Annotated in this window: 22 protein-coding genes, 1 pseudogene and 1 riboswitch; of the genes and pseudogenes, 11 read left to right on the forward strand and 12 right to left on the reverse strand. The window is 71.3% G+C overall.

The annotated features are described in order from the left end of the window. Window position 1 precedes the first annotated feature (1 nt). Both ACFYYR_RS16500 and otsB read left to right on the forward strand, forming a co-directional pair. Complete coding sequence (locus tag ACFYYR_RS16500; protein ID WP_351514928.1) at window positions 2-235, forward strand: DUF3263 domain-containing protein; 234 nt, start codon at window positions 2-4, stop codon at window positions 233-235. Between the two features lie 35 nt (window positions 236-270). After that, window positions 271-1,131: a trehalose-phosphatase gene (gene otsB / locus ACFYYR_RS16505; protein WP_388852906.1), complete on the forward strand. Its 861-nt coding sequence runs from the start codon at window positions 271-273 to the stop codon at window positions 1,129-1,131. A 411-nt stretch (window positions 1,132-1,542) separates the two neighbouring features. Here otsB and ACFYYR_RS16510 read toward each other — a convergent pair whose 3' ends face one another. Together ACFYYR_RS16510 and ACFYYR_RS16515 are read right to left on the reverse strand one after the other, a co-directional pair. Next, the gene (locus ACFYYR_RS16510; RefSeq protein ID WP_388852909.1) at window positions 1,543-3,018 is read right to left on the reverse strand and encodes a trehalose-6-phosphate synthase; all 1,476 of its coding nucleotides are present in this window, start codon (window positions 3,016-3,018) and stop codon (window positions 1,543-1,545) included. 221 nt (window positions 3,019-3,239) lie between these two features. Beyond that, a complete protein-coding gene (locus ACFYYR_RS16515; protein ID WP_388852912.1) occupies window positions 3,240-4,223 on the reverse strand; it encodes a glucosyl-3-phosphoglycerate synthase in 984 nt (327 codons plus the stop codon). 197 nt (window positions 4,224-4,420) lie between these two features. Next, a riboswitch (SAM riboswitch) is annotated at window positions 4,421-4,561 on the forward strand. A 17-nt stretch (window positions 4,562-4,578) separates the two neighbouring features. Here ACFYYR_RS16515 and thrC point away from each other — a divergent pair. The 4 genes from thrC to groL all read left to right on the forward strand — a co-directional run bounded on the left by thrC (window position 4,579) and on the right by groL (window position 9,007). Then, window positions 4,579-5,895 carry a threonine synthase gene (gene thrC / locus ACFYYR_RS16520; protein WP_388852915.1) on the forward strand — a complete coding sequence of 439 codons (1,317 nt, stop codon included), beginning with the start codon at window positions 4,579-4,581 and terminating at the stop codon, window positions 5,893-5,895. Beyond that, on the forward strand, window positions 5,892-6,170 hold the full coding sequence (locus ACFYYR_RS16525) for a MoaD/ThiS family protein (protein ID WP_388852918.1): 279 nt from the start codon (window positions 5,892-5,894) through the stop codon (window positions 6,168-6,170). Before thrC ends, ACFYYR_RS16525 begins: the two co-directional genes overlap by 4 nt. A gap of 413 nt (window positions 6,171-6,583) precedes the next feature. After that, window positions 6,584-6,787: a cold-shock protein gene (locus ACFYYR_RS16530; RefSeq protein WP_003986833.1), complete on the forward strand. Its 204-nt coding sequence runs from the start codon at window positions 6,584-6,586 to the stop codon at window positions 6,785-6,787. Between the two features lie 597 nt (window positions 6,788-7,384). Next, on the forward strand, window positions 7,385-9,007 hold the full coding sequence (gene groL, locus ACFYYR_RS16535) for a chaperonin GroEL (RefSeq protein WP_351514937.1): 1,623 nt from the start codon (window positions 7,385-7,387) through the stop codon (window positions 9,005-9,007). Window positions 9,008-9,161: 154 nt separating this feature from the next. Here groL and ACFYYR_RS16540 read toward each other — a convergent pair whose 3' ends face one another. The 6 genes and pseudogenes from ACFYYR_RS16540 to ACFYYR_RS16565 form a co-directional block, all read right to left on the reverse strand. After that, entirely contained in the window at window positions 9,162-9,944 is a 783-nt protein-coding gene (locus tag ACFYYR_RS16540; protein ID WP_388852922.1) for a VOC family protein, read from the reverse strand. 429 nt (window positions 9,945-10,373) lie between these two features. Further along, a complete protein-coding gene (locus tag ACFYYR_RS16545; protein ID WP_388852925.1) occupies window positions 10,374-10,976 on the reverse strand; it encodes a hypothetical protein in 603 nt (200 codons plus the stop codon). Between the two features lie 32 nt (window positions 10,977-11,008). Then, window positions 11,009-11,650, reverse strand: a complete 642-nt coding sequence (locus ACFYYR_RS16550; protein WP_388852928.1) for a hypothetical protein — start codon at window positions 11,648-11,650, stop codon at window positions 11,009-11,011. A 377-nt stretch (window positions 11,651-12,027) separates the two neighbouring features. Beyond that, window positions 12,028-12,612, reverse strand: coding sequence for a Uma2 family endonuclease (locus ACFYYR_RS16555; RefSeq protein WP_388852931.1), 585 nt, complete (start codon window positions 12,610-12,612; stop codon window positions 12,028-12,030). 1,438 nt (window positions 12,613-14,050) lie between these two features. Beyond that, window positions 14,051-14,116 carry a hypothetical protein gene (locus ACFYYR_RS16560; protein ID WP_388853539.1) on the reverse strand — a complete coding sequence of 22 codons (66 nt, stop codon included), beginning with the start codon at window positions 14,114-14,116 and terminating at the stop codon, window positions 14,051-14,053. A 95-nt stretch (window positions 14,117-14,211) separates the two neighbouring features. Then, a pseudogene (locus tag ACFYYR_RS16565) lies at window positions 14,212-14,505 on the reverse strand (multiprotein-bridging factor 1 family protein); the annotation flags it as partial. 177 nt (window positions 14,506-14,682) lie between these two features. Between ACFYYR_RS16565 and ACFYYR_RS16570 the strand changes: the two are divergent. The 3 genes from ACFYYR_RS16570 to ACFYYR_RS16580 are packed head-to-tail and all read left to right on the forward strand — an operon-like array spanning window position 14,683 to window position 15,373. After that, window positions 14,683-14,913, forward strand: coding sequence for a hypothetical protein (locus ACFYYR_RS16570; RefSeq protein ID WP_388852934.1), 231 nt, complete (start codon window positions 14,683-14,685; stop codon window positions 14,911-14,913). Then, window positions 14,910-15,119 (forward strand): hypothetical protein, encoded by a 210-nt coding sequence (locus tag ACFYYR_RS16575; RefSeq protein ID WP_351514954.1) that lies wholly within the window; start codon window positions 14,910-14,912, stop codon window positions 15,117-15,119. Before ACFYYR_RS16570 ends, ACFYYR_RS16575 begins: the two co-directional genes overlap by 4 nt. After that, complete coding sequence (locus ACFYYR_RS16580; RefSeq protein ID WP_388852937.1) at window positions 15,116-15,373, forward strand: hypothetical protein; 258 nt, start codon at window positions 15,116-15,118, stop codon at window positions 15,371-15,373. Before ACFYYR_RS16575 ends, ACFYYR_RS16580 begins: the two co-directional genes overlap by 4 nt. A 150-nt stretch (window positions 15,374-15,523) precedes the next feature. Here the strand turns inward: ACFYYR_RS16580 and ACFYYR_RS16585 are convergent, their stop codons facing one another. From ACFYYR_RS16585 to ACFYYR_RS16595, 3 genes are all read right to left on the reverse strand, one after another. Next, window positions 15,524-17,134: a PTS transporter subunit EIIC gene (locus ACFYYR_RS16585; RefSeq protein ID WP_388852940.1), complete on the reverse strand. Its 1,611-nt coding sequence runs from the start codon at window positions 17,132-17,134 to the stop codon at window positions 15,524-15,526. A 422-nt stretch (window positions 17,135-17,556) separates the two neighbouring features. After that, window positions 17,557-18,498: an N-acetylmuramic acid 6-phosphate etherase gene (gene murQ, locus ACFYYR_RS16590; RefSeq protein ID WP_388852943.1), complete on the reverse strand. Its 942-nt coding sequence runs from the start codon at window positions 18,496-18,498 to the stop codon at window positions 17,557-17,559. A 31-nt stretch (window positions 18,499-18,529) separates the two neighbouring features. Further along, a complete protein-coding gene (locus tag ACFYYR_RS16595; protein ID WP_388852946.1) occupies window positions 18,530-19,567 on the reverse strand; it encodes a MurR/RpiR family transcriptional regulator in 1,038 nt (345 codons plus the stop codon). Between the two features lie 67 nt (window positions 19,568-19,634). On the opposite strand from ACFYYR_RS16595, the gene ACFYYR_RS16600 reads away from it, so the two are divergent. Both ACFYYR_RS16600 and ACFYYR_RS16605 read left to right on the forward strand, forming a co-directional pair. Next, window positions 19,635-19,997, forward strand: a complete 363-nt coding sequence (locus tag ACFYYR_RS16600) for a hypothetical protein (protein WP_388852949.1) — start codon at window positions 19,635-19,637, stop codon at window positions 19,995-19,997. A gap of 3 nt (window positions 19,998-20,000) precedes the next feature. After that, complete coding sequence (locus tag ACFYYR_RS16605; RefSeq protein ID WP_388852952.1) at window positions 20,001-20,270, forward strand: DUF4031 domain-containing protein; 270 nt, start codon at window positions 20,001-20,003, stop codon at window positions 20,268-20,270. A 124-nt stretch (window positions 20,271-20,394) separates the two neighbouring features. Here ACFYYR_RS16605 and ACFYYR_RS16610 read toward each other — a convergent pair whose 3' ends face one another. Beyond that, window positions 20,395-21,483 carry a hypothetical protein gene (locus ACFYYR_RS16610; protein WP_388852956.1) on the reverse strand — a complete coding sequence of 363 codons (1,089 nt, stop codon included), beginning with the start codon at window positions 21,481-21,483 and terminating at the stop codon, window positions 20,395-20,397. Window positions 21,484-21,535 lie beyond the last annotated feature (52 nt).

The raw sequence follows: 21,535 nt of genomic DNA on the forward strand, positions 1-21,535 counted from the left end.
CATGGAGGAGCAGAGCCTGTCCGACCGGGACCGCGCCGTCCTGGCCATGGAGCGCAGGACCTGGCCGGGGCCGGGCGCCAAGGAGCGGGCGGTGCGGGAGCAGCTGGGGATGTCCCCGACCCGCTACTACCAGCTCCTGAACGCCCTGCTGGACGACCCGCGGGCCCTCGCGCACGACCCGGTGACCGTCAACCGGCTGCGCCGGGTCCGCGAGTCCCGTCGCCGCAATCGCTGACCCGCACGGGGCCCGGCCCCGGTAGGGTCGGGCCCATGGGCAGCATCCCGGATTCCCTGCCGACCCCTGCCACCCCCGCCGGACGCGACGGCCTCGCCGCTCTCCTGGAGCGGCCCGAACGGGCTGTGGTGGCACTCGATTTCGACGGCACGCTGGCACCGATCGTGCCCGACCCGGACCGGGCCCGCGCCCACCCGGACGCCGTCCCCGCCCTCGCCCGCCTGGCGCCGCTGCTCCAGTCGGCCGTGGTGATCACCGGCCGCCCGGCCGGGGTCGCCGTACGGCACGGCGGTTTCGCGGGCGTGCCGGGCCTGGAGCACCTGGTGGTGCTCGGCCACTACGGCGCCGAACGCTGGGACGCCGTGACCAGCCAGGTCCACGCCCCCGCCCCGCACCCCGGAGTCGCCGCCGTCCAGGCGGAACTCCCGGGCGTACTCGACCGCAACGGCGGCTGGCCCGGCACCTTCGTGGAGGACAAGGGCCGCGCCATCGCGGTCCACACCCGCCGCGCCGAGGACCCGCAGGGGGCCTTCGAATCCCTGCGCGAGCCCCTGTACGCCCTGGCCGAGCGGCACGGCCTGGTCGTCGAACCGGGCCGCCTGGTCCTGGAACTCCGCCCGCCGGGCATGGACAAGGGCGTGGCCCTGGAGGAGTACCTACGGCAGTCCGGCGCCGGCGCGGTCCTCTACGCCGGCGACGACCTGGGCGACCTCGCGGCCTTCGGCGCCGTGGAAAAACTCCGCTCCGAAGGCCTCCCCGGCCTCCTGGTCTGCAGCGCCGCCACCTCGGGCGAAGGCGCCGACGAACTGGCCCAACGCGCGGACCTCGTAGTCGACGGCCCCGCGGGCGTGGTCACCCTGATCACCGCCCTGGCCAACACCCTCCGGAACCGGTAAACAACCCCCTGCCTTCGCAGGCTCGGTCATTCGTCGACGAACGTGAGGGCCGCCGACGAGACGTGACGGTGCCGGGGCATACCCAGCCGCGGGGACGGCGAGTCCGAGAGGCCGTTCCTGGCTCAGCGGCGATGGGGGTCAGCCGCGGACGAGACGTGAGGGTGACGGGGCCGCAGGGGTGGGGGGTTCCGGAAGCTTCCGTGTATTTGTGGCCCCCAGGGCCGTAAATATACGTTCCGGAACCCCCCACCCCCGAGGCCCCCGCCCCCCCCCCCCCCCCAAAACACCCCCCCCCCCCCCCCCCCCCCCCCCCCCCGGCACCCGCCCGCCCACGTAGCACCCGCGCCCCGAACCCCGGCCTGGCAAGGCACCCCGCACCCCGCAGAACCCGGCCCGGCGCCGAGCCGCCCCTCACCCCTCCCGCAACGCCGCCAACTGATCCAGAAACCACCGCTCCGGCGGCAACGCCGTAGCCGCGGCAGCCAGCCGCTTCGTCCGCTCCGCCCGCTCCCCCCGCGGCATCGACAGCGCCCGGTGCAGCGCCCGCGCCGTCCCCGTCACGTCGTACGGGTTCACCACCGTCGCCGCCTCGCCCAGCTCCTCGTACGCCCCCGCCTCCCGCGACAGCACCAGCGCGCAGCCCTCGTCGGAGACGACCGGCACCTCCTTGGCCACCAGGTTCATGCCGTCGCGGATCGGGTTGACCAGGGCGACGTCGGCCAGCCGGTAGGCGGCCAGAGAGCGCGCGAAGTCGTCCTTCACGTGGAGGACGACCGGCTGCCAGCCCTTCGTGCCGAAGTCGGCGTTGATCCCGTCGGCGACCCGCCGCACCTCGGCGGTGTAGTCGCGGTAGACGGCGAGGTCCTGCCGGGAGGGGTAGGCGAAGGCGAGGTGCACGACGCGGCCGTGCCACTCGGGGTGGTCGTCGAGGAGCCGGCGGTACGCCTGCAGCCCGCGGACGATGTTCTTGGACAGCTCGGTGCGGTCGACCCGGACGATCACCTTGCGGGCCTCGCCGTCGCTCCGGCCGACCTGTTCGCGCAGGCCGGCGAGCCGTTCCTCCACGTCGGGGCGGTGCGAGCGCTCCAGCAGGAAGTCCGCGTCGGCGCCGAGCCCGTGCACCCCGAGCCGGGTGGTCCGGCCGCCGTGCACGACCGCCGAGACGTCGGACGGGCCGCCGGGCTCGACGGTGCTGCCGGTCAGGACCTCGGCGCAGCTCACCGAGAACGCGCGGGCCCAGCGGCGGGTCAGGAACGCGGCCCGGTCGGCGCCGAGGATGCCGCGCAGCAGCTGGGCGGCGATGTCGTCGGGGAGCAGCCGGAAGTAGTCCACGGGCGCCCAGGGCGTGTGGGAGAAGTGGCCGATCCGCAGGTCGGGGCGGCGGTCCCGGAGCATGCCGGGGACCAGGCACAGGTGGTAGTCCTGCACGAGGACGGCGGCGCCCTCCGCGGCCGCCGAGGCCAGCGCCTCCGCGAAGGCCTCGTTGTAGCGCTCGTAGGCGGCCCACTGGGCGCGGAACTCGGCGTCGAAGGCCGGCTCCAGCGGGGTCTGGTAGAGCATGTGGTGGACGAACCAGAGCACCGAGTTCGCGATGCCGTTGTACGCCGCGGCGAAGGTCTCCGGGTCGATGTCGAGCATCCGTACCCGCCGGCCGCCGGAGTCGGCGGGGTCGAGTTCGCCCGCGGCGCGGTGCACCGCCTCGCGGTCGCCGTCGCCGAGGGCGGCGCAGACCCAGAGCGCGTCGGTGCCGGAGCCGATCGCGCTCAGCCCCGAGACCAGCCCGCCGCCGCCGCGCTTGGCGGTCAGGGAGCCGTCCTCGGCGAGGGTGTACGCGACGGGGCCGCGGTTGGACGCGACGAGTACCTCGGCAGCCTGCTCTGCGACCATGTCGCGAGCCTAGCCCGCGAAAGATCCGCTCAAACGTGCGGACAGGGGCGGTTTGTCACCCGGAGGGGTCACCGACGGTCCGTACGGAGCGTCGCGGAGCCCGTACGGAGCGCTCACCGGCAGCGCCCGTCCGGAGGCGCCCCGGTGTACCCGCGGAGCGCCCGAGCGCCCGCGGGAGCGCGGACCGGACGGACCCGCGCGGACCCGGGGAGCCGCGCCGGTCAGGCCACCCGCCCCCGCCCCGCGGCCTCCCGGGCGCGCACCTCCCGGTACTCCGGAACGGTGATCATCGGCGGGCGTTCCTCGGCCGCCACCTCGTGCACGGACGGCGTGAACCCGCCCCCCGCCCCCCGGTCGAACTGGGTGAGCACGGGCCGTACGAGGTGGCCGCGGGCCAGCCGGGCCTGGGCCGTGCGGTAGATCGTGGCGGCCATCCGGCCGAGCGCCTGCCCGTCCTGGTGACGGTGGCGCCGCACGCCGACGTCGACCTGGGCCAGCGCGTCGAGCCCGGCCAGGTCCAGCGCGTCCACCAGCATGCCCAGCTCGATCCCGTAGCCGACGGGGAAGGGCAGCTGCTCCAGCAGGGAGCGGCGGGCCGCGTACTCCCCGCCGAGGGGCTGCACGAAGCCGGCGAGCCGCGGCCAGTGCAGGTTGAGCAGGGGGCGGGCGACGAGTTCGGTCACCCGGCCGCCGCGGTCGCCGGTGTCGCCGAGCGGCCGGTCGTACATGGCCTTGACCAGGTGCAGGCCCGGGTCGGTGAGCAGCGGTCCGACGATGCCGGAGACGAAGCGGGCGGAGAAGTCGCGCAGGTCGGCGTCGACGAAGCAGACGATCTCGCCGTGGGTGACCAGCAGCGAACGCCACAGGACCTCGCCCTTGCCGGGCAGGGCGGGCAGCCGGGGCAGCACCGTGTCGCGGTGGACGACGCGGGCTCCGGCGGCGGCGGCGACCGCGGCGGTGCGGTCGGCGGAGCCGGAGTCGATCACGACCAGCTCGTCGACGAGCGGGACCTCCGGGCTCATGAGCTCACGCCGGACGGTCTCGACGATCGGCCCGATGGTGGCCTCCTCGTCGAGGGCGGGGAGCACCACGCTGACCGTTCCGGACGGGCCCGCCGCCTGCTTCGCGGCGAGGAGCCGGCTCAGTGGCCGGTCGGCGGCCGACCAGGAGTGGTGCTCCAGCCAGCGCTCCACCTCTTCCAGCACGTGTTTCGTCTCCCTGGTGTGTTCGCGGGGCGGCCCGCGGGTGACCGGGCGATGGTCCGCTGTGATCCGTCTCGCGGTTCGGACGACTATCTCAACCGTGGGGGCCGTCGGTTACAGTCTTGAACAACGCGGAAGTCCACTTCATGTCGGGGTGGCCTGCCGCGGACAAACGCACCGGGCCCCGCCCGGCGCCATACCGCTCATCCAGAGGGGCAGAGGGAACGGCCCGTTGAAGCCCCGGCAACCCTCCGGCCGGTCTCGTCTCAGACGCGAGGCTCCCGGCTCGGGAAGGTGCCAATTCCGTCTCGTGGCGAAGTCCGTCGCGAGGAAGATGAGGAGAAAGGGCCTCGCCTCCATGGCTGTGCAAGCTGCTACCGCCACTTCGTCCGCGGATTCCCAGGACGCCACCTCCGGTTCCGCCCCCGTCGCTCTCGGCCCCGCCGCCGCGCTGTCCTGCCGCGAGTGCGGTGAGCGTTTCGCCCTCGGCCCGATCTTCGCGTGCGAGGTGTGTTTCGGGCCGCTCGAGGTCGCGTACGACCTGCCGAGCGGCGACCCCGAGGGCCTGCGGAAGCGCATCGAGGCCGGTCCGGACAGCATCTGGCGCTACGCGCCGCTGCTGCCGGTCCCCGCCGACGTCGCCGACAAGCCGAACCTGAACCCGGGCTTCACCAAGCTGGTCCAGGCCGACAACCTCGCCCGTGAGCTGGGCGTCACCGGCGGTCTGCACGTGAAGGACGACTCGGGCAACCCGACGCACTCCTTCAAGGACCGGGTGGTCGCCATCGCGGTGGAGGCCGCCCGCACCTTCGGCTTCACCACGCTGTCCTGCTCCTCCACCGGCAACCTGGCCGGCGCCGTCGGCGCCGCGGCGGCCCGGGCCGGCTTCCGGTCGTGCGTGTTCATCCCGCACGACCTGGAGGCGGGCAAGGTCGTCATGGCCGCGGTCTACGGCGGCGACCTGGTCGGCATCGAGGGCACGTACGACGACGTCAACCGCTTCTGCAGCGAGCTGATCGGCGACCCGATCGGCGAGGGCTGGGGCTTCGTCAACGTCAACCTGCGCCCGTACTACGGCGAGGGCTCGAAGACGCTGGCGTACGAGATCTGCGAGCAGCTCGGCTGGCGGATCCCGGACAACATCGTGATCCCGATCGCCTCCGGCTCCCAGCTCACCAAGATCGACAAGGCGCTGAAGGAGCTCATCGCCCTCGGCCTGGTCGAGGACAAGCCGTACAAGATCTTCGGCGCCCAGGCCGAGGGCTGCTCCCCGGTCTCCCGGGCCTTCAAGGACGGCCACGACGTGGTCCGCCCGGTGAAGCCGGACACGATCGCCAAGTCGCTCGCCATCGGCAACCCGGCCGACGGCCCGTACGTGCTCGACATCTGCCGCCGCACCGGCGGCGCCGTGGAGGACGTGAACGACGAGCAGGTCGTCGACGCGATCAAGCTGCTGGCGCGCACCGAGGGCATCTTCGCGGAGACCGCGGGCGGTGTGACGGTGGGCGTGCTGCGGAAGCTGATCGAGGCCGGGCGGATCGACCCGGCCGAGGAGACCGTGGTGCTGAACACCGGTGACGGCCTCAAGACCCTGGACGCCGTGGCTCCGACGACGGGCCCGTCCGCGACCATCCGCCCCACCCTTGACTCGTTCCGAGAGGCAGGCCTCGCATGAGCGTCAACGTTCGAATCCCCACGATCCTGCGTACGTACACCGGCGGCCGGTCCGAGGTGCCCGCCGAGGGCGCGACTCTCGGCGAGGTGCTCGCGGACCTGGAGAAGAACCACCAGGGCATCGGTGCCCGGGTGCTCGACGACACCGGCAAGCTGCGTCGATTCGTGAATGTCTATGTGAATGACGACGACGTGCGTTTCAGCGAGGGCCTGGAGACGGCCACGCCGGACGGTGCGGGTGTATCGATCATTCCGGCGGTCGCCGGCGGCTGCTGAACCATAAACGCAAGAACCTTGCGTAATAGGAATGGCCCCTTCCGTAAGAGAAACGGAGGGGGCCATTCTGTGTGGTTGATCGCGGTACAGTTGAGCGATCCCCCACCGGCCGCTCTGCCGAACGCATATGAGAACGCGACAAGATGTGCCCGAAGTGTGCGTGCGATTTGTCGCGTTGATGCCCGTTTGTCTGACCCAACTTGTCCTGACTTCACGGTGATTCAGGGGATAGCTCCCTGCGGCCCTGCTCAGAATTCTCGTCCGTTTGACCTGTTGCAGAGGGCATCTGTGCGGATACATTCAGCCGCGGTCGACGCGTTACGGCGCACACCTCCTACCTGTCGGGAGGTGAGGTCTGACCCGGGTCCGCGGAGTGCGGTCCTGTGCAAGGGCCAGTAATAGGGGAGTTAGGGATGGCTCAGGGCACCGTCAAGTGGTTCAACGCGGAGAAGGGCTACGGCTTCATCGCGGTCGACGGTGGTGCGGACGTCTTCGTGCACTACAGCGCGATTCAGATGGACGGCTACCGCACCCTCGAGGAGGGCCAGCGGGTCGAGTTCGAGATCTCGCAGGGCCAGAAGGGGCCGCAGGCGGACATGGTCCGTGTAGCCGGCTGATACGCGCCGACTGACTGCAGCGCAGGGCCCGCTTCCCCCCGGGGAGCGGGCCCGCTTCTGTTCCGACCTCCGCGTCGGGTGCGGCGCGTCGGCGGGCGGGCTCGCGTCTCGACGGGCTTGGGGGTCTCTCATCCGTCGCCCGACCGCCGGCCCTCAGGGAAGCCCTGCGGGCGTTGTCCCACCTGTCGCCCGACCGCCACCCCTCATGGAGCCCCTTCGGGGTGCTCGCTCCCACCTGTCGCCCGGCCGCCACCCCTCATGGAGCCCCTTCGGGGTGCTCGCTCCCACCTGTCGCCCGGCCGCCACCCCCCATGGAGCCCCTTCCGGGGTGCTCGCTCCCACCTGTCGCCCGACCGCCACCCCCCATGGAAGCCCTATAGGCGCTTGCACTCGAGGGGGTCGAGTGCTAATCATTGGCGTTAGCACTCTGACGTTGAGAGTGACAGAAGGACCGGGTCGGTGAGGCCCGCAGGCCGGGTGGGACAAGGAAACCACCAGGTGTGCAGGCCGTCCGTCGCGGGCGCCAGCGCGGTCCGGAGCAATCCGCCCCTTGCACCCTGTGCCAGGGACCCCCGACGTCCGGGAGGACCACTTCACATGGCCAAGATCATCGCGTTCGACGAGGAAGCGCGGCGCGGCCTCGAGCGCGGGATGAACCAGCTCGCCGACGCCGTCAAGGTGACCCTCGGCCCCAAGGGCCGGAACGTCGTCCTCGAGAAGAAGTGGGGCGCCCCCACGATCACCAACGATGGTGTCTCCATCGCCAAGGAGATCGAGCTCGAGGACGCGTACGAGAAGATCGGCGCCGAGCTGGTCAAGGAGGTCGCGAAGAAGACGGACGACGTCGCCGGTGACGGCACGACGACCGCGACCGTCCTCGCCCAGGCGCTGGTCCGCGAGGGCCTCCGCAACGTTGCCGCGGGCGCCAACCCGATGGCCCTCAAGCGCGGCATCGAGAAGGCCGTCGAGGCCGTCTCCGCCCAGCTGCTCGAGCAGGCCAAGGACGTGGAGACCAAGGAGCAGATCGCTTCGACCGCCTCCATCTCCGCCGCCGACACCCAGATCGGCGAGCTCATCGCCGAGGCGATGGACAAGGTCGGCAAGGAAGGCGTCATCACCGTCGAGGAGTCGCAGACCTTCGGGCTCGAGCTCGAGCTCACCGAGGGCATGCGCTTCGACAAGGGCTACATCTCCGCCTACTTCGCCACCGACATGGAGCGTATGGAGGCGTCGCTCGACGACCCGTACATCCTGATCGTCAACTCCAAGATCTCCGCGGTGAAGGACCTCCTTCCGCTGCTGGAGAAGGTCATGCAGTCCGGCAAGCCGCTGCTGATCATCGCGGAGGACGTCGAGGGCGAGGCGCTGTCCACCCTGGTCGTCAACAAGATCCGTGGCACCTTCAAGTCCGTTGCCGTCAAGGCCCCGGGCTTCGGTGACCGCCGCAAGGCCATGCTCGGCGACATCGCCATCCTCACCGGTGGCACCGTCATCTCCGAGGAGGTCGGCCTCAAGCTGGAGAACGCCGGTCTCGACCTGCTGGGCCGCGCCCGCAAGGTCGTCATCACCAAGGACGAGACCACCATCGTCGACGGTGCCGGTGACAGCGAGCAGGTCCAGGGCCGCGTGAACCAGATCCGCGCCGAGATCGAGAACTCGGACTCGGACTACGACCGCGAGAAGCTCCAGGAGCGCCTCGCGAAGCTGGCCGGCGGCGTGGCCGTCATCAAGGCCGGTGCCGCGACCGAGGTCGAGCTCAAGGAGCGCAAGCACCGCATCGAGGACGCGGTGCGCAACGCCAAGGCCGCCGTCGAGGAGGGCATCGTCGCCGGTGGTGGCGTGGCCCTGCTGCAGACCGTCTCCGTGTTCGAGAAGCTCGAGCTCGAGGGCGACGAGGCCACCGGTGCGCAGGCCGTCAAGCTCGCGCTCGAGGCCCCGCTGAAGCAGATCGCGGTCAACGCCGGTCTCGAGGGCGGCGTCGTCGTGGAGAAGGTGCGCAACCTGACCCCGGGTCACGGCCTCAACGCCGCGACCGGCGAGTACGTCGACCTGGTCGCCGAGGGCATCATCGACCCGGCCAAGGTCACGCGCTCCGCGCTGCAGAACGCCGCCTCCATCGCGGCGCTCTTCCTCACCACCGAGGCCGTCATCGCCGACAAGCCGGAGAAGGCCGCCGCGGCCGCTCCGGGCGGCATGCCGGGCGGTGACATGGACTTCTGATCCGTCTCGACGGATCGGCTGTTCACAGCTGTACGGACCGAGGGCGGCACCCATCGCGGGTGCCGCCCTCGGGCGTTTCCCGGGGAGCTTCCGGGGAGTTCTCGGAGGGGCCGTCGGGACGTGCGGTCTCCGGGAGGGGCCGGGCTCCGACAGCTCACATGGGCTTCGGGGCGATGACCGCGAAGGCCGCCGACTGCGGGTCGGCGACGACGGCCATCCGGCCGGCCACCATGTCGAACGGCGCCTTGAGCACCGTGCCTCCGGCGGCGGACAGCTTGGACACCGTCGCGTCCACGTCCTCCACCGAGAAGTAGGCGAGCCAGTGCGAGGGCGTGCCGGACGGCATCCGGTCGCTCAGCGGCTGGAGCCCGCCGACGGTACGTCCCTGGGCGGAGATCGCGTAATAGCTCTCCGCGCCTTCCATCTGTGTGGTCTCGATGCCGAGGGCGCTGGAGAGGAAGGCGGTGGACGCCTGGACGTCGCTGGTGTTGAGCTCGTTCCAGATCAGCGAGCCCGGCTCGTTGACGATGGCCGCTCCGAAGAACTCCTTCGGCTCCCAGACGCCGAAGACGGCTCCCGTCGGGTCGGCCGCGACGAGCATGCGGCCCAGGTCCATCACGTCCATGGTGGGGACCATGACATTGCCGCCGCCGGAGCCGATGGCCCGCTCGGTGGCTTCGGCGTCGGACGAGGCGATGTAGGTGGTCCACACCGGGGGCGGCGCGGGCTGGTCGCCCATGGCCTGTGCGGACATGATCCCGGCGACCGGATTCCCGCGCAGGGTGCAGACGGCGTACCCGCCGGTCTCGGCCGGGCCGACCTCTCCGGCCCAGCCGAACAACTCGCCGTAGAAGTCCAGCGCGGCCTGCTGGTCGGGGACCACGAGATCGATCCAGCACGGGGTGCCGGGCTGGTACGGGGCGGTGACTTCGGACATCGGTGCCTCCTGGTAGAGACCGGTCGCCCCGGGGCGGCCGGTGGGCAAGCAGCCCCCTCGGCCACCCTCCCTACGCACGGCCCGGGACGCCACTCGGCACGCCGCCGGGGCGTCGGCGCGAACCCGGGCGGAGGCGGAGGCAGGGGCACATCGGACCGGCCTCAATGGCCACACCGATGCGCGGGGCGCGTCTCCTGTGCCGTGCCGTTGACGAACGCCCCGGGCGCGGCCGTCCCGACCAGGGGCACCGACGCCGATGGTGTTCCGCCACGCCGACTCCAAGGTCTTCCGCACAGCCTGGTCGAAAGCGGAATCCCGGCCCGTGCCCGACTCTGCATCACGGTGACCGAGATGCGAATGGCCCCTCAGGCGCGACAGCTCCTTGGCGGGAGCATGAGCGATGCGGGCTGCCGCCGGAAACTGCGTAAGCTAAAAGCTTTCCGGCAGATCGTCCACAATGCTCTTCCTGATGCCTCGGGGCGCGACAACCACAGAGAAGTTCTTCTTTCCGGGCGAGGGGGCTGTGGTGACCGAGCCGCGCTGTCGCGAAACCGAAGCCGGTACGTCTGAGGAGTACTGGACCACCATGGCATTCTTTCCGCATGACAGTGATGCCCGTCCAGTGCCCTCCGAGTCGGCCCCTGATGATGTGCTGTAGGGGCCGGCTGGAAGGTTGGAACTTCCCTCGGACCTGTGATCCGGCCACCCGGTGATCAAGTTGATCGAAGCGTCCTTTTTGTGTCCGGAATTCAACACCAGTACGCCGCACTTGTCGCCCTCGGTGTAGGCGATGATTCGTGCTTTGCCCTTGTACACCTCGCCGAGGACCCTTTGAGTTCCGGGCGACTCCCCGGATTCTCGCCCGGCCAGCGGGTCGCCGCTGATGCTGATTTCCGGCAACCGCTTCAATGTCGCCGGTTCGGGGGAGGCAGGAGGAGGAACCCTCTTCTGCTCTTCCTCCCCGCTTGTGCACGCGGTGCACATGAGCCCGAGGGTGACACCGACAACCAGTGCCGTGGTTCGCTTAGTCATCGGTGACACCCTCTCACGGTGCGGCTCGCGGCCTACTCGGTCCACTGGTTCCAGCAGACGCCGGTGGGCTTCATCGCTCGGCCCGATCCATGCTTCTTGCCGTCCTTGTAGACGGTGAAGTCCTGCGCGGTGTAGACCGGAAACGCCTCAACTGTGCCGAACTTCCCCTTGGGGACCTCGAAGCGGGTCTGGTCTTCCACGGTGTAGCTGTTGGTCACCTTGTAGCCGAGTTCGGCCGATACGACCTCGGCCTCCACCCCAACCGAGGCCGACCACTCTGCAGAAACAGACTTGGATATCGTCAGCACGAGTGTGGTCTTGCCGGCACCGCTGGTCTTGCCAATCTTGTCGAGTCCGCAAAGCTCGTAGCTCGCGCCGCTCTTCTTGACTGTGTAGCCGCCTTCCCTGGTGGACACATCGGGGATTCCGGCGTCTGACGCGCCCTTTTCCGTGACGGAACTGTGCGTGACAATGGTGTTGGGTCCGGGCTTGAAAAATCCGGCAGGTGCGACGCGAGCCGTCTCGTTCTTGTGAGTCGAGGCCGCTGGTGCTGCGACGGCAGACCCTGCAGTGAGCGTACTGATAAGCGCAGTGAGCACACCGGTCTTCAGCGCACGATTCAAAATGACTCCCCCAAGTCTCGCTCCGCTTTGGTCCGTGCGGAGCTTGATCACTAAGAAACCTAGAGGGCGGTTGTTTGCAGTGTCAAGCGATCTTGTTGCTATGGAGTTCCATAAGAAGCTCGCGTCATGGGTGGCTGCTGAATTGGCGCTTCAATGCCGTTTCTCGGCTAATTCCGCTAACCGGAACCAATCGGTCAGCGAGTGGGCCTCCGCAGCTCAGCCGAACGGCTCGCCGTAGAAGTCCAGCGCGGCCTGCTGGTCGGGGCCACGAGATCGATCCGCCACGGGGTGCCGGGTGACATGGGGCGGTGGCTTCGGCCATCGGTCCTACGCACGGCCCGGGACGCCACTCGGCACGCCGCCGGGGCGTCGGTGCGAACCCGGGCGGAGGTGGCAGACGGTGCGCCTACGTGGTCTTTCGGGTCCCGTCAGTGGGTGTAGTCCTTGAGTTTTTCGGTCGCCAGCGTGATCCCGACCGGTGCGGGGATTTCCACGGTGGCGCCGTACGGATAGGGCATCCGGCCGCGGTACTTTCCGCCTTCCGGCTCGCTGTAGACGGCGACCGTGCAGGCGCTGCGGTCGATCAGGAGGTGGACGGAGATGTCGGCCGCGGCGTATCCGTCGCGCTTTTCCGTACGGTAGCGGGGGTCGGTTTCGGGGGCGTGTGGTGTCACATCGACGGCCATGAGCACCCCCTTGGGTTCGGACCACTCTCTCTGTCCCGCGAAGTAGCCTTCCGGGGCCAGCGAGCCGGCCGGGCGGGCGCGGCCCTTGCGGTGCTGCTCCGTCTTGAGGCCTTGCTCCGGGTAGAGGGCCAGGTCGGGGCGTTGTTGCAGGCACTGCTTGAGCAGCCACATGAGGATGCATCCGTGGGTGCCGTCGCGACCGGGTTTGGTCACCGGTCTGCCGCCCAGGAATTCGAGGGCAGTCGGCTCAGGGGCTGACCGGGTGAGCTGTTCGAAGTCCTCGACGGATAGCTGTGCGCGGTGGGTTCCGATGTTCTCCGATGTCATGGCGTTCCCTTCCGGGCAGGACGAGGCGTGCTGGTGTCCGGGGCGGAGGGTGCCGTCACCGTCGGGTCCTCTCCGGGGTTCGGGTGGCGGCGCGGAGGCGTTGGACGTGGGTGTGGACTTCGTCGGGGGACAGGCCGGCCGCGTGGCGTGGGCGGTCTTCGCCGCGGCAGGTGGCGCAGAGGCCGCCGGGGAGGGCGTCCGGGTGGCCGGGGGCGCGGCAGACCGTGCATTCCAGGATGCGGAGTGGGGCGCGGAGCGGGGGCGGTGCGCTCCCCGGCGTGTTGTCGGGTGCGGGATCGAGGGGCTCGGGGTGCTCGGGCGGGAGCTTGTCGGTGAGGCGGCGGCGGAGGAACGCGCCGGGGCTGTGGACCTGTGGTGGGAGCCCCGCCGTCAACGCGCTGACGAGCCGGGACTCGTCCGGGTCGCGGGTCAGCCACTCGATGGCCAGGGGTTCGAGGGCCGTGCAGTCGGCGGCCGAGAGGGTCAGGCGCGGATCGGTGCGGCCGAGTGAGGCCAGGGCGTTGTACGCGCGGCTGCGGGGCGGTCGTTGGGGTGCGGGTGCGGGTGCGGGTGCGGGTGCGGGTGCCGGTGTCGGCTGGAGGGGGGGGTGGTGGTGGAGGTGCGGATAACCGCTGGCCGGAGGGTGGTGGTGGTTCGGGCGCCGGTTGCCGGGAGGGCGGCGGTGGTGCGAGCGGTGCCTGTCGGGAGGGTGGCGACGGCGGTGCGGGTGACGGTTGCCGGGGGCGCGGAGGGGGTGCGTGCGGGGTGGACGGGGTCGGTGACTGCTCGGAGTGGGGCTGTTCCCGGGGTACTTCTCCGGTTCGGAACGCCGCCCACCAGGCGTCGTCCCTCGGGGTGCGGGAGAAGTAGGTGCGGGTCACCCAGTGGGGGCTGCCGTTCTCGCCGAAGACGTGCTCGTTGACGCGGCGCAGGTGTCCGGCCTCCGACAGGCGGCGCAGGACGGTGCGGAGAGCGCATTGGCCGTGGTCCGGCAGGACCTTGGCCAAGGTCTTCACGGAGATGTCCGCGCCTTCGGGGAGCCGGTCGAGGTACGCCGCCACGGATGCCTCGCGCCTGGGCAGGTGTGCGAAGTCGTTCGCACGGGGCGGGCGTTGTTCGGGCGCGTTCCGCTTTCCGTACCCCGGGTTGGCCGTGGGGTGTGCGGGGGTGGGCAGGGGCGCATTAAAGTGCTCGATAGCCATGAGATCGGTCTCTCGATCTTGTGGTCAGACCCCCGTTCGGTGCTGGTAACACCGGCGGGGGTTGTTTCTTGATGCGGGAACGCTAGAGCGTCGCAACCGTTCGTGGCAAACCGGTCACCATTCGTCATCTCGCCTGGTATGCGCGGTGATTGGGAGGGTGGGTGGGTGGTGATCCACCCACCCGTTCCACTGGAAGAGGGCTCGGACTCCGAGGCTCGAAGTCCGAAGCCCGGGGCTCAGGCGGGGAGTTCCCCGTCCTTCACGGCTCGGACGAACGAGGCCCAGGCGTCGGCCCGGAACACGGGCGCCGGGCCGTCCGGGTCCTTGGAGTCCCCGGACGGGGGCGACGCCGGTGAGGCCGTCGGCGACCTCGACGCAGTCCCCGCCGCTGCCCCCGCTGTATCTGCAACAGCCCCGGCACGAGCAGGGGCGCGTATTCCTTGATGGTCTGCGCCACCGCTTCCGCTTCCGCCGCCTCGGCGAAGCGGTCGGGGTGGCGGGATTTCGTCGCGGCCTCGCAGTTTCGTTCGAAGGAGCCGTCCGTCTTCAGGGTGTCGTCCATCTGCCGGGCGTACTCGGCGTGCATGCGGCGGGTCCCGGATTCGAGCCGGCCGATGAACGAGCCGCTCAGGAACAACGGTCTGCCCAGCTCATCCTGGGTGAGGCCGGCCCTCTCGCGCTGGTGGCGCAGCTCGGCACCGAGGAGGGCGCGGGGCTAGGAGGACGGATCCAGCTTCTTCCGTGGGGGCATGATGACTCGACTCCTCGTCATGCACAGGGACTTGCTGGGCTTTCACCCCTGTTCAGGCTAATCGTGCATGAACACGCTGTGTGGAGAACACCAATACTCAGCGTGGAAGGGGAATCGATGACGGCAGACGAAGAACCGCGTGCGGCGACCGAGGGCGTACACGCGGTCGAAGAGACGCTGGGAGAACTGCGGGCCGAGCTGGGTGAGGCGGGCGTCGTCCTGCCGTCGCTGCGGGTCGACCCCGTGTCGTGGGCCGCGCGGGACGTTCCGCCGCTGGTGGACCTGGGGCGCTGCAACCTCGCCACGGCCCGGCAGCTGGTGGCCGCACTGCGGGAGCGGCGGTCATGATCCCGGAACCCGGCGCGTACGTCGTGGACGTGCGCGAGGACCGGATCGGACGCGTCATGGGGCACGAGGGTCCGTATGTGCAGCTCAGGCCGCCCGGGGGCGGGCTGGAGTGGGACTGTCCGCCCGAGGAGCTGCGGCCCGCGGGGCCCACGGACATGCTGCGGGCGCGGGTCACTGAGCTGAACCGCGAGAGCAGGCTTCCGTGAGCCCCCACACCGTGATCCGGCGGGAGCGGTGGACGCTGGCCCCCGACCGTGAACCGGACGCCGAGCCGTTCACCTTCGCGATGGAGTGCGCGGTGTGCGGCGAGCGGTCGGTGACGGGTGAGGAGGTCACCGACGCCCAGGACTGGTCGCTGCGGCATGCGGGGCGGCATCCGTCGCACTGCAGCTATCGGGAGCTGATCACCCGTCCGTGGCGGGCGTGGATGGAGAACGGGCCCCGGGGGCCGCGGGGCTGAGGCGCGGGCCGTCACGGTGCGGCGGTCCCAGCCCACCAGGCCCCAGCCCGCCACGTCTCAGCCCACCACGTCTCAGCCCACCAGGTCTCAGCCCACCAAGTCCCAGCCCACCAAGTCCCAGCCACCAGGTCCCAGGGCAGCGGCGCCGGATCAGGTGGGCAGGCGCTGGCTGTCGTCGTCGGCCGGGGGCGGGGTGCGGGTGGACGACGGTGCGGCCGGGCCGCCTGTGGTGGCGGAGGGCTTCGTCTTCGCCGGGTCGGCGTTCAGTTCGTCCAGCATCTGGGTGCTGAAGCCGAAGAAGTAGGTGATCAGGAAACCGGCGAGATAGCCGACGAGCAGCCCGCCCGCGTAGATGGCCACGGTTGTCACGGCGCCTCCGTTGCCGTCCAGGAGCGGGAAGAGGGCCCAGCCGGACGGGCCGATGGCGGTCGAGCCGACCGTGTTGCCGAGCTGGTTGAGCGCGCCGACGAAGGCGCCGCCGAACGCGCCGCCCACGCAGGCGGTGATGAAGGGGCGGCCGAGCGGCAGCGAAACGCCGTAGATCAGAGGTTCGCCCACGCCGAGGAGGCCCGCGGGGAGGGCGGAGCGGATGGTGGTGCGGATCGAGGTGTTGCGGCGGAGCCGCAGGTAGACCGCGGCCGCGGCGCCGACCTGGCCCGCGCCCGCCATGGCGAGGACGGGGAGCAGCACGGTGTAGCCCTGCTCCTGGATCAGGGTCGTGTGGATCGGGATCAGCGCCTGGTGCAGGCCGAGCATGACCAGCGGCAGGAAGAGGCCGCCGAGGACGAACCCGGCGACGCCGCCGCCCGCGCCCAGCAGCCAGCCGGCGAAGGAGCCGATCGCCGTCGACACCTCGCCCGCCAGGTACATCAGTCCGAAGAGGGTGACGAGGCCGGAGACCAGGACGGTGACGGTCGGGGTGATCAGCACGTCCAGCGTGCCGGGCACCCAGCGGCGGCACCACTTCTCCACCTGGACGGCCAGCAGCGCCGCGCCCAGGGCGCCCAGGACGCCGCCCTGACCGGGGGCCAGCTTCTGGCCGAAGGCGCTGACGTCCGCCACGCCCGGGAAGACGATGATCGCGGCGACGGCGCCGCCGAGCACGGGCGTGCCGCCGAACTCCTTGGCCGTGTTGAGGCCGACGAAGACCGCGATGAGCGACATGAAGCCGGAGGCGATGACGGCGAGCGCGGGGACGAGGGAGGTGGCCCAAGCGGCGTGGCCGGTGCTGACGAGGTTGGTCAGCAGGCCGTTGATGCCCGCGACGATGCCGCAGCCGATGAGGGCGGGGATCAGCGGGACGAAGATGTTGGCGATGCGCCGCAGGAACAGCTTGACCGGGGTGGCGTTGCGCTGTTTGCGGTCCGCGCGCATCGCGGCGCCCCGGTCGGCGAGTTCCCCGGCGGTGACCGGGCCGTGGCCCGGGGCGGCGGGCCGCGAGTCCTCGGGGTCACCGCCCTGGCCGGTCCAGGCGGTGCGTACGGCGTCGGCGTTCCGTCCGTTCTCGACGAGCTGTTCGAACACCGGCGTCACCCGGGCGACGACGCCCGGGCCGAGCACGATCTGGTACGTGTCGTCCTCGACGACGCCCAGGACGCCGGGGAGGGCTCTGAGCGCTTCGTCGTCGACGAGGGAGCGGTCGGCCAGCCCCAGGCGGAGCCGGGTCATGCAGTGGGCGACGGAGGTGACGTTCCGGGCACCGCCGACGAGCGGAAGGATCGCGGCGGCGGTGGCGCGGTACTGGTCCGGGTCTGGTGCCATGTGGGTGCCTTGCTGTGCGGGGCAGTGCTGTGGGGGCAGTGCCGTACAGGAGGGTGGGGTTCGCGGGGGGTTGGGTGTCCACGGCGGTCGGGGCGGGTGCCGTGCGACGGGTGGTGCCGTGCGACGGGTGGTGACGGGTCCGTGAGTGCGGTGAGGGAGCCGGTGGTGGAGCCAGTGGGGCGGGTGTGACGGGCCGTCGGGGTGTGACGGGCCGTCGCATCCGGGGCGGGGCCAGGGGGAAAGCGGGAGCCCAGGAGGACGGTCCACCGCTGTCACGCGGTCAGGTGGCCGCGCTCAGGCGGTCAGGCGGTTGGGTGTTCGGGCGTTCGGGGCGTGGCGGGTTCGGGGTGCCGGACGGGCCCCGGGCCGGTGGCCGGCCCTGGACCGGCGGCGCGGGGCCGGGCACAGGACCGGGCCCGGGATCACTCCGTCCCCCGGGCCGCGTGCAGTGCCGTCCGGAGGTGGCCGTCGGCCTCCCGGAGGAGCTGGGCCGCGGCCGGGCCGTCCACGCCGCCGAGGAGGGTGAGGATGGCGTTCTTGACCTCGCCGCCGGTCGCCGTGAGCGCCGCCTCGATCTCCGCCTCGGTCGCGCCGGTGGCCAGAGAAACGATCCGGCGGGACCGGGCGCGCAGCTTCTCGTTGGAGGCCCGGACGTCGACCATCAGGTTCCCGTACGTCTTGCCCAGCCGGATCATGGTGATCGTCGAGATCATGTTGAGCACGAGCTTCTGCGCCGTGCCGGCCTTGAGCCGCGTCGAACCGGTCACCAGCTCCGGGCCGACGACGACCTCGATGGGATGGTCCGCCGCGTCGGCCAGCGGTGAACCGCTGTTGCAGGCCAGCCCGACCGTCAGCGCGCCGCAGGAGCGGGCGTACTCGACGGCGCCGACGGCGTACGGGGTGCGGCCGGAGGCGGAGACGCCGACGACCGTGTCCAGCCGGTCCAGCGCGAGGGAGTCCAGGTCCGTGGCCGCCAGCTCCGCGTCGTCCTCCGCGCCCTCCGAGGAGGTGACCAGGGCGGCCGGTCCGCCCGCGATCAGCCCGAGCACCTGGGTGGGGGCGGTGTTGAACGTCGGCGGGCACTCGCTCGCGTCGAGCACCCCGAGCCGTCCGGCGGTGCCCGCGCCCGCGTAGATCAGCCGTCCGCCCTGGGCCATCCGGGCGGCGACGGCGTCGATCGCGGCGGCGATCCGGGGGAGCTGTTCGGCGACGGCGGCCGGGACGGTGGTGTCCTCACCGTTCATGATCTTCGCGATGTCGAGGGTGGGCAGCCGGTCGATGTCGGCCAGTTCGCTGCGGAACGCCTCGGTGGTCAGGCTGTCCAGCTCGGCTCTGAGCCGGGCGGAGTCGGCGGTCGAGGTCATGGGGTGGCTCTCTCCCGGAAGTGAGAGTGATTCACGGGTGTTTGGGATTGTGGCGGTGGGCCAGGGCCTCGTAGGAGGCGGACAGGGCGGGCGCCGCCGACTCGTACGTCCGCTGGGCGACCCCCACGAACAGGCAGTCCACGACCAGCAGCTGGCTCGTCCGGCTGGACATCGCCGCGGGCCGCAGCTCGCTCTCGCGGGCGGTGGACGTGGTGAGGACGTGGTCCGCGTACTGCGCCACCGGGGCGTCCGGACGGCCCGTGATCGCGACGGTCGTGGCGCCGTGGTCGAACGCGGCCCGCAGCGGCTCGATGACGTCGGTGGTGCCGCCGGAGTGGGTGATGGCGATGGCGACGTCACCGGCGCGCAGCTGCACGGCGTTGGTGACGGCCAGGTGCGGGTCGGCGTGCGCGTGGGCTATGAGGCCGATGCGCAGCAGCTTCTGCACCAAATCCTGCGCCACCAGGTTGGACGCGCCTATGCCGTAGACGTCGATGCGGCGCGCGCCGGAGAGCGCGGCGACGGCCGCCTCCAGCTGGGCGGTGTCGAGACCGGCGGCGGTGTCGGCGAGACACTGCCGCTCCTCCTGGGCGAGCTTCTCGACGACGGAGGAGATCGGGTCGTCGACCGCTATGTCGGCGGTGACGGCGGGCGCGGCGCCGGACTGCTGCTGGGCGGCGAGCCCGGCCAGCGCCAGCCGCAGATCGCGGTAGCCGGGGTAGCCGAGGCTGCGGGCCGTGCGCACCACGGTCGCCTCGCTGGTGCCGGTGCGCTCCGCGAGGGCGGTGACGGTGAGCGCCGCGCAGCCGGCCGGGTCGTCGGCCACGGTCTCGGCGACCCGCTGCATGGAGCGGGTCATCGACGGCCCGAGCGTCCGGACCTTGGCGGCGAGGGCCGCGGGCGCGGGCGGGGCGGGAGTACGGGGCGCGCCGTGCGAGGCGGACGAGTGGTGCGGGCCGGATGCGGACGACGGGTCGGCCGCGCCGCGCGCGGCGGTCCGCGGCGCGCCGACGGCACCGGTCCCGCCGACTGCACTGTTCCTGAAAGTTTCCTTCACATTGCTGCTCACTATTGGAAGGTATTTTCAGCCCAGGGTGCAGTCAACCCCTCGTGTCCAGGGGCGTGACAATGGCCCCATGGAGCTCGAGTCCGCCCTGCACGCCGCGCGCGCCCTCGTCATCGCCGATCTCACCGCGGGAGGTGTGGCCCAGGCCGACGTCGTCTCCCTCGTCGAGGACTCGGTGGTGCACCGGAGGTGGTGGGTCGAGCAGTGGCCCGACGGCGTGGCCTACGTGGTCGGGCTCATCGCCCAGGACGTCCAGGACGCGCTGCTCGAACGGTACGGGCGGTGGCCGCTCTGCCCGGTGTGCACCGAGGGCGGCGACCCGCACGCGCTGGACATCGAACCCGCCCTCGGCACCGACCCGCACTGGGTCTGCGGCAAGGCGGGCGTCGTCGTCGCTGCCGTGGGGCGGCTGGGCACCGCCCTGGGGCGCTGAACCGTGGCGGTCTACATCGACCCGCCGACCTGGCCGGGACACGGCCGGATGTGGTCGCACCTGGTCAGTGACGTCTCCTACGAGGAGCTGCACGCGTTCGCGGCCCGGATCGGAGCGCCGGAACGGGCGTTCGAGCGCGACCACTACGACGTGCCGAGCCACCGCTACGCGGACGCGGTCGGGGCCGGGGCGATCGAGGTCGGGAGCAAGGAGCTGGTGCGGCGGCTGACGGAGGCGGGGCTGCGGCGGCGGAAGAGCACGGAGCGGAGCTGAGCCGACGGGGTCCGATTCCGGGCGCGCGCCGGACGGGACGGACCGGGGCGCACCGGGCGAGTGGGAGCCGGTGCCCGGCGTTTCCGGGCGCCGTGGACGGCCTGCCGCCGAAGGGCGGGCAGCGTCAGCGCGCCGGGTGGATGGTCCTCCCGGGCAGTTCGAGATCCGTGCAGCCGTGCCGCTCCGCCTGGTCCTCGGCGAACGCCACCAGGAGCTCGCGCAGGCGCCGCGCCGGAAGGTGCTGCTCGGGGTCGGAGAAGGAGGCGTACACCCAGTAGTTCGCGGACTCGCCCGAGCAGCGAGCGGTGGCCCGTCCGAGGTGTTCGCTCATCACCGGTTCCGTGGAGCGGGGGCCGCCGTCGGGGAGGTCGACGCTGGAGACGGTGAGGGTGTGGAAGAGCTCGTCGGTCCAGTCCCCGTACCAGCCGCCGAACTCCACCGTCACCGACTTCTCCCCGTCCGAGGTCAGGCGGCAGCTGGTGATCGGGGCAGTCCGGCCCGTCCGGGCGGCTGCCTTCCACGGGCGGCCGTACCGGTTCCTCGGCAGCGCCGGGGCGTCGGCGAGCCAGCCGCACAGGGCGCCCGTCGCCTGCCGGGGCGGAACTCCGGCGGGATCGGCCGGGGCCGGCTTCTCCGGCATCGGCAACGTCGCGGCGCCGCAGCCCAGTTCGGCGGAGGAGGCGTTGGCCATGGCCACGGCTGTCCGCAGGGCGGCGCCGGTCGGGCGGTCCGGCCACGACCCCATGGCCCTGGTGAGCATCCGGCGCTTCCGTCCCTGGTCGTCCCGGGGGAGGTCCGGGCACTCCTGCAGGATGGCCAGTTGGCTGTCGGCCTCGAACCCCGGGATTCCCTTGGGGAAGGGGAGGGAGTCGACGAACGGGATGCTGAAATACGACTCGAGTTCCTCCCGCACGTCGTCCGGGTCGGTGGAGGCGTGGATATTCAGGACGAAGTGGTCGTCTTCGGTGTTCAGCCTGCACGACACCTCGTCGGGGCCGGACGCCTCCTCGCCCGGCTGGAGCCGCTCGGCCGGAAGGAGCGCGTCGAGGTCTGCGGCCGACAGGTGTCCGCCGCAGACGGTCTCCGCGAACCACCAGGGCTGCCACTGCGGCTTGGTGGCATAGCCGAGGAGCGCCAGCGAGGCCAGAACTCCCGCCGCGGCGGCGACCTTTGCCCGGGTGGTCAGTGGCCGTCGCTCGTTCTCCGTTGTCATCTCTCCCCCTGGCGTGACCGCTGTCCCTGGACGGGTTCTCCCGCATGACCGT

This window comes from Streptomyces sp. NPDC001922, from assembly GCF_042891165.1.
GTDB lineage: Bacteria > Actinomycetota > Actinomycetes > Streptomycetales > Streptomycetaceae > Streptomyces.

What these genes read in the sequence shown, in the direction of transcription:
- ACFYYR_RS16500 (WP_351514928.1), top strand. Translation starts at nt 2, where the DNA reads ATGGAGGAGCAGAGCCTGTCCGACCGGGACCGCGCCGTCCTGGCCATG.
- otsB (WP_388852906.1), top strand. Translation starts at nt 271, where the DNA reads ATGGGCAGCATCCCGGATTCCCTGCCGACCCCTGCCACCCCCGCCGGA.
- ACFYYR_RS16510 (WP_388852909.1), bottom strand. Translation starts at nt 3,018, where the DNA reads ATGGTCGCAGAGCAGGCTGCCGAGGTACTCGTCGCGTCCAACCGCGGC.
- thrC (WP_388852915.1), top strand. Translation starts at nt 4,579, where the DNA reads ATGGCTGTGCAAGCTGCTACCGCCACTTCGTCCGCGGATTCCCAGGAC.
- ACFYYR_RS16525 (WP_388852918.1), top strand. Translation starts at nt 5,892, where the DNA reads ATGAGCGTCAACGTTCGAATCCCCACGATCCTGCGTACGTACACCGGC.
- ACFYYR_RS16530 (WP_003986833.1), top strand. Translation starts at nt 6,584, where the DNA reads ATGGCTCAGGGCACCGTCAAGTGGTTCAACGCGGAGAAGGGCTACGGC.
- groL (WP_351514937.1), top strand. Translation starts at nt 7,385, where the DNA reads ATGGCCAAGATCATCGCGTTCGACGAGGAAGCGCGGCGCGGCCTCGAG.
- ACFYYR_RS16540 (WP_388852922.1), bottom strand. Translation starts at nt 9,944, where the DNA reads ATGTCCGAAGTCACCGCCCCGTACCAGCCCGGCACCCCGTGCTGGATC.
- ACFYYR_RS16545 (WP_388852925.1), bottom strand. Translation starts at nt 10,976, where the DNA reads ATGACTAAGCGAACCACGGCACTGGTTGTCGGTGTCACCCTCGGGCTC.
- ACFYYR_RS16555 (WP_388852931.1), bottom strand. Translation starts at nt 12,612, where the DNA reads ATGACATCGGAGAACATCGGAACCCACCGCGCACAGCTATCCGTCGAG.
- ACFYYR_RS16570 (WP_388852934.1), top strand. Translation starts at nt 14,683, where the DNA reads ATGACGGCAGACGAAGAACCGCGTGCGGCGACCGAGGGCGTACACGCG.
- ACFYYR_RS16575 (WP_351514954.1), top strand. Translation starts at nt 14,910, where the DNA reads ATGATCCCGGAACCCGGCGCGTACGTCGTGGACGTGCGCGAGGACCGG.
- ACFYYR_RS16585 (WP_388852940.1), bottom strand. Translation starts at nt 17,134, where the DNA reads ATGGCACCAGACCCGGACCAGTACCGCGCCACCGCCGCCGCGATCCTT.
- murQ (WP_388852943.1), bottom strand. Translation starts at nt 18,498, where the DNA reads ATGACCTCGACCGCCGACTCCGCCCGGCTCAGAGCCGAGCTGGACAGC.
- ACFYYR_RS16600 (WP_388852949.1), top strand. Translation starts at nt 19,635, where the DNA reads ATGGAGCTCGAGTCCGCCCTGCACGCCGCGCGCGCCCTCGTCATCGCC.
- ACFYYR_RS16610 (WP_388852956.1), bottom strand. Translation starts at nt 21,483, where the DNA reads ATGACAACGGAGAACGAGCGACGGCCACTGACCACCCGGGCAAAGGTC.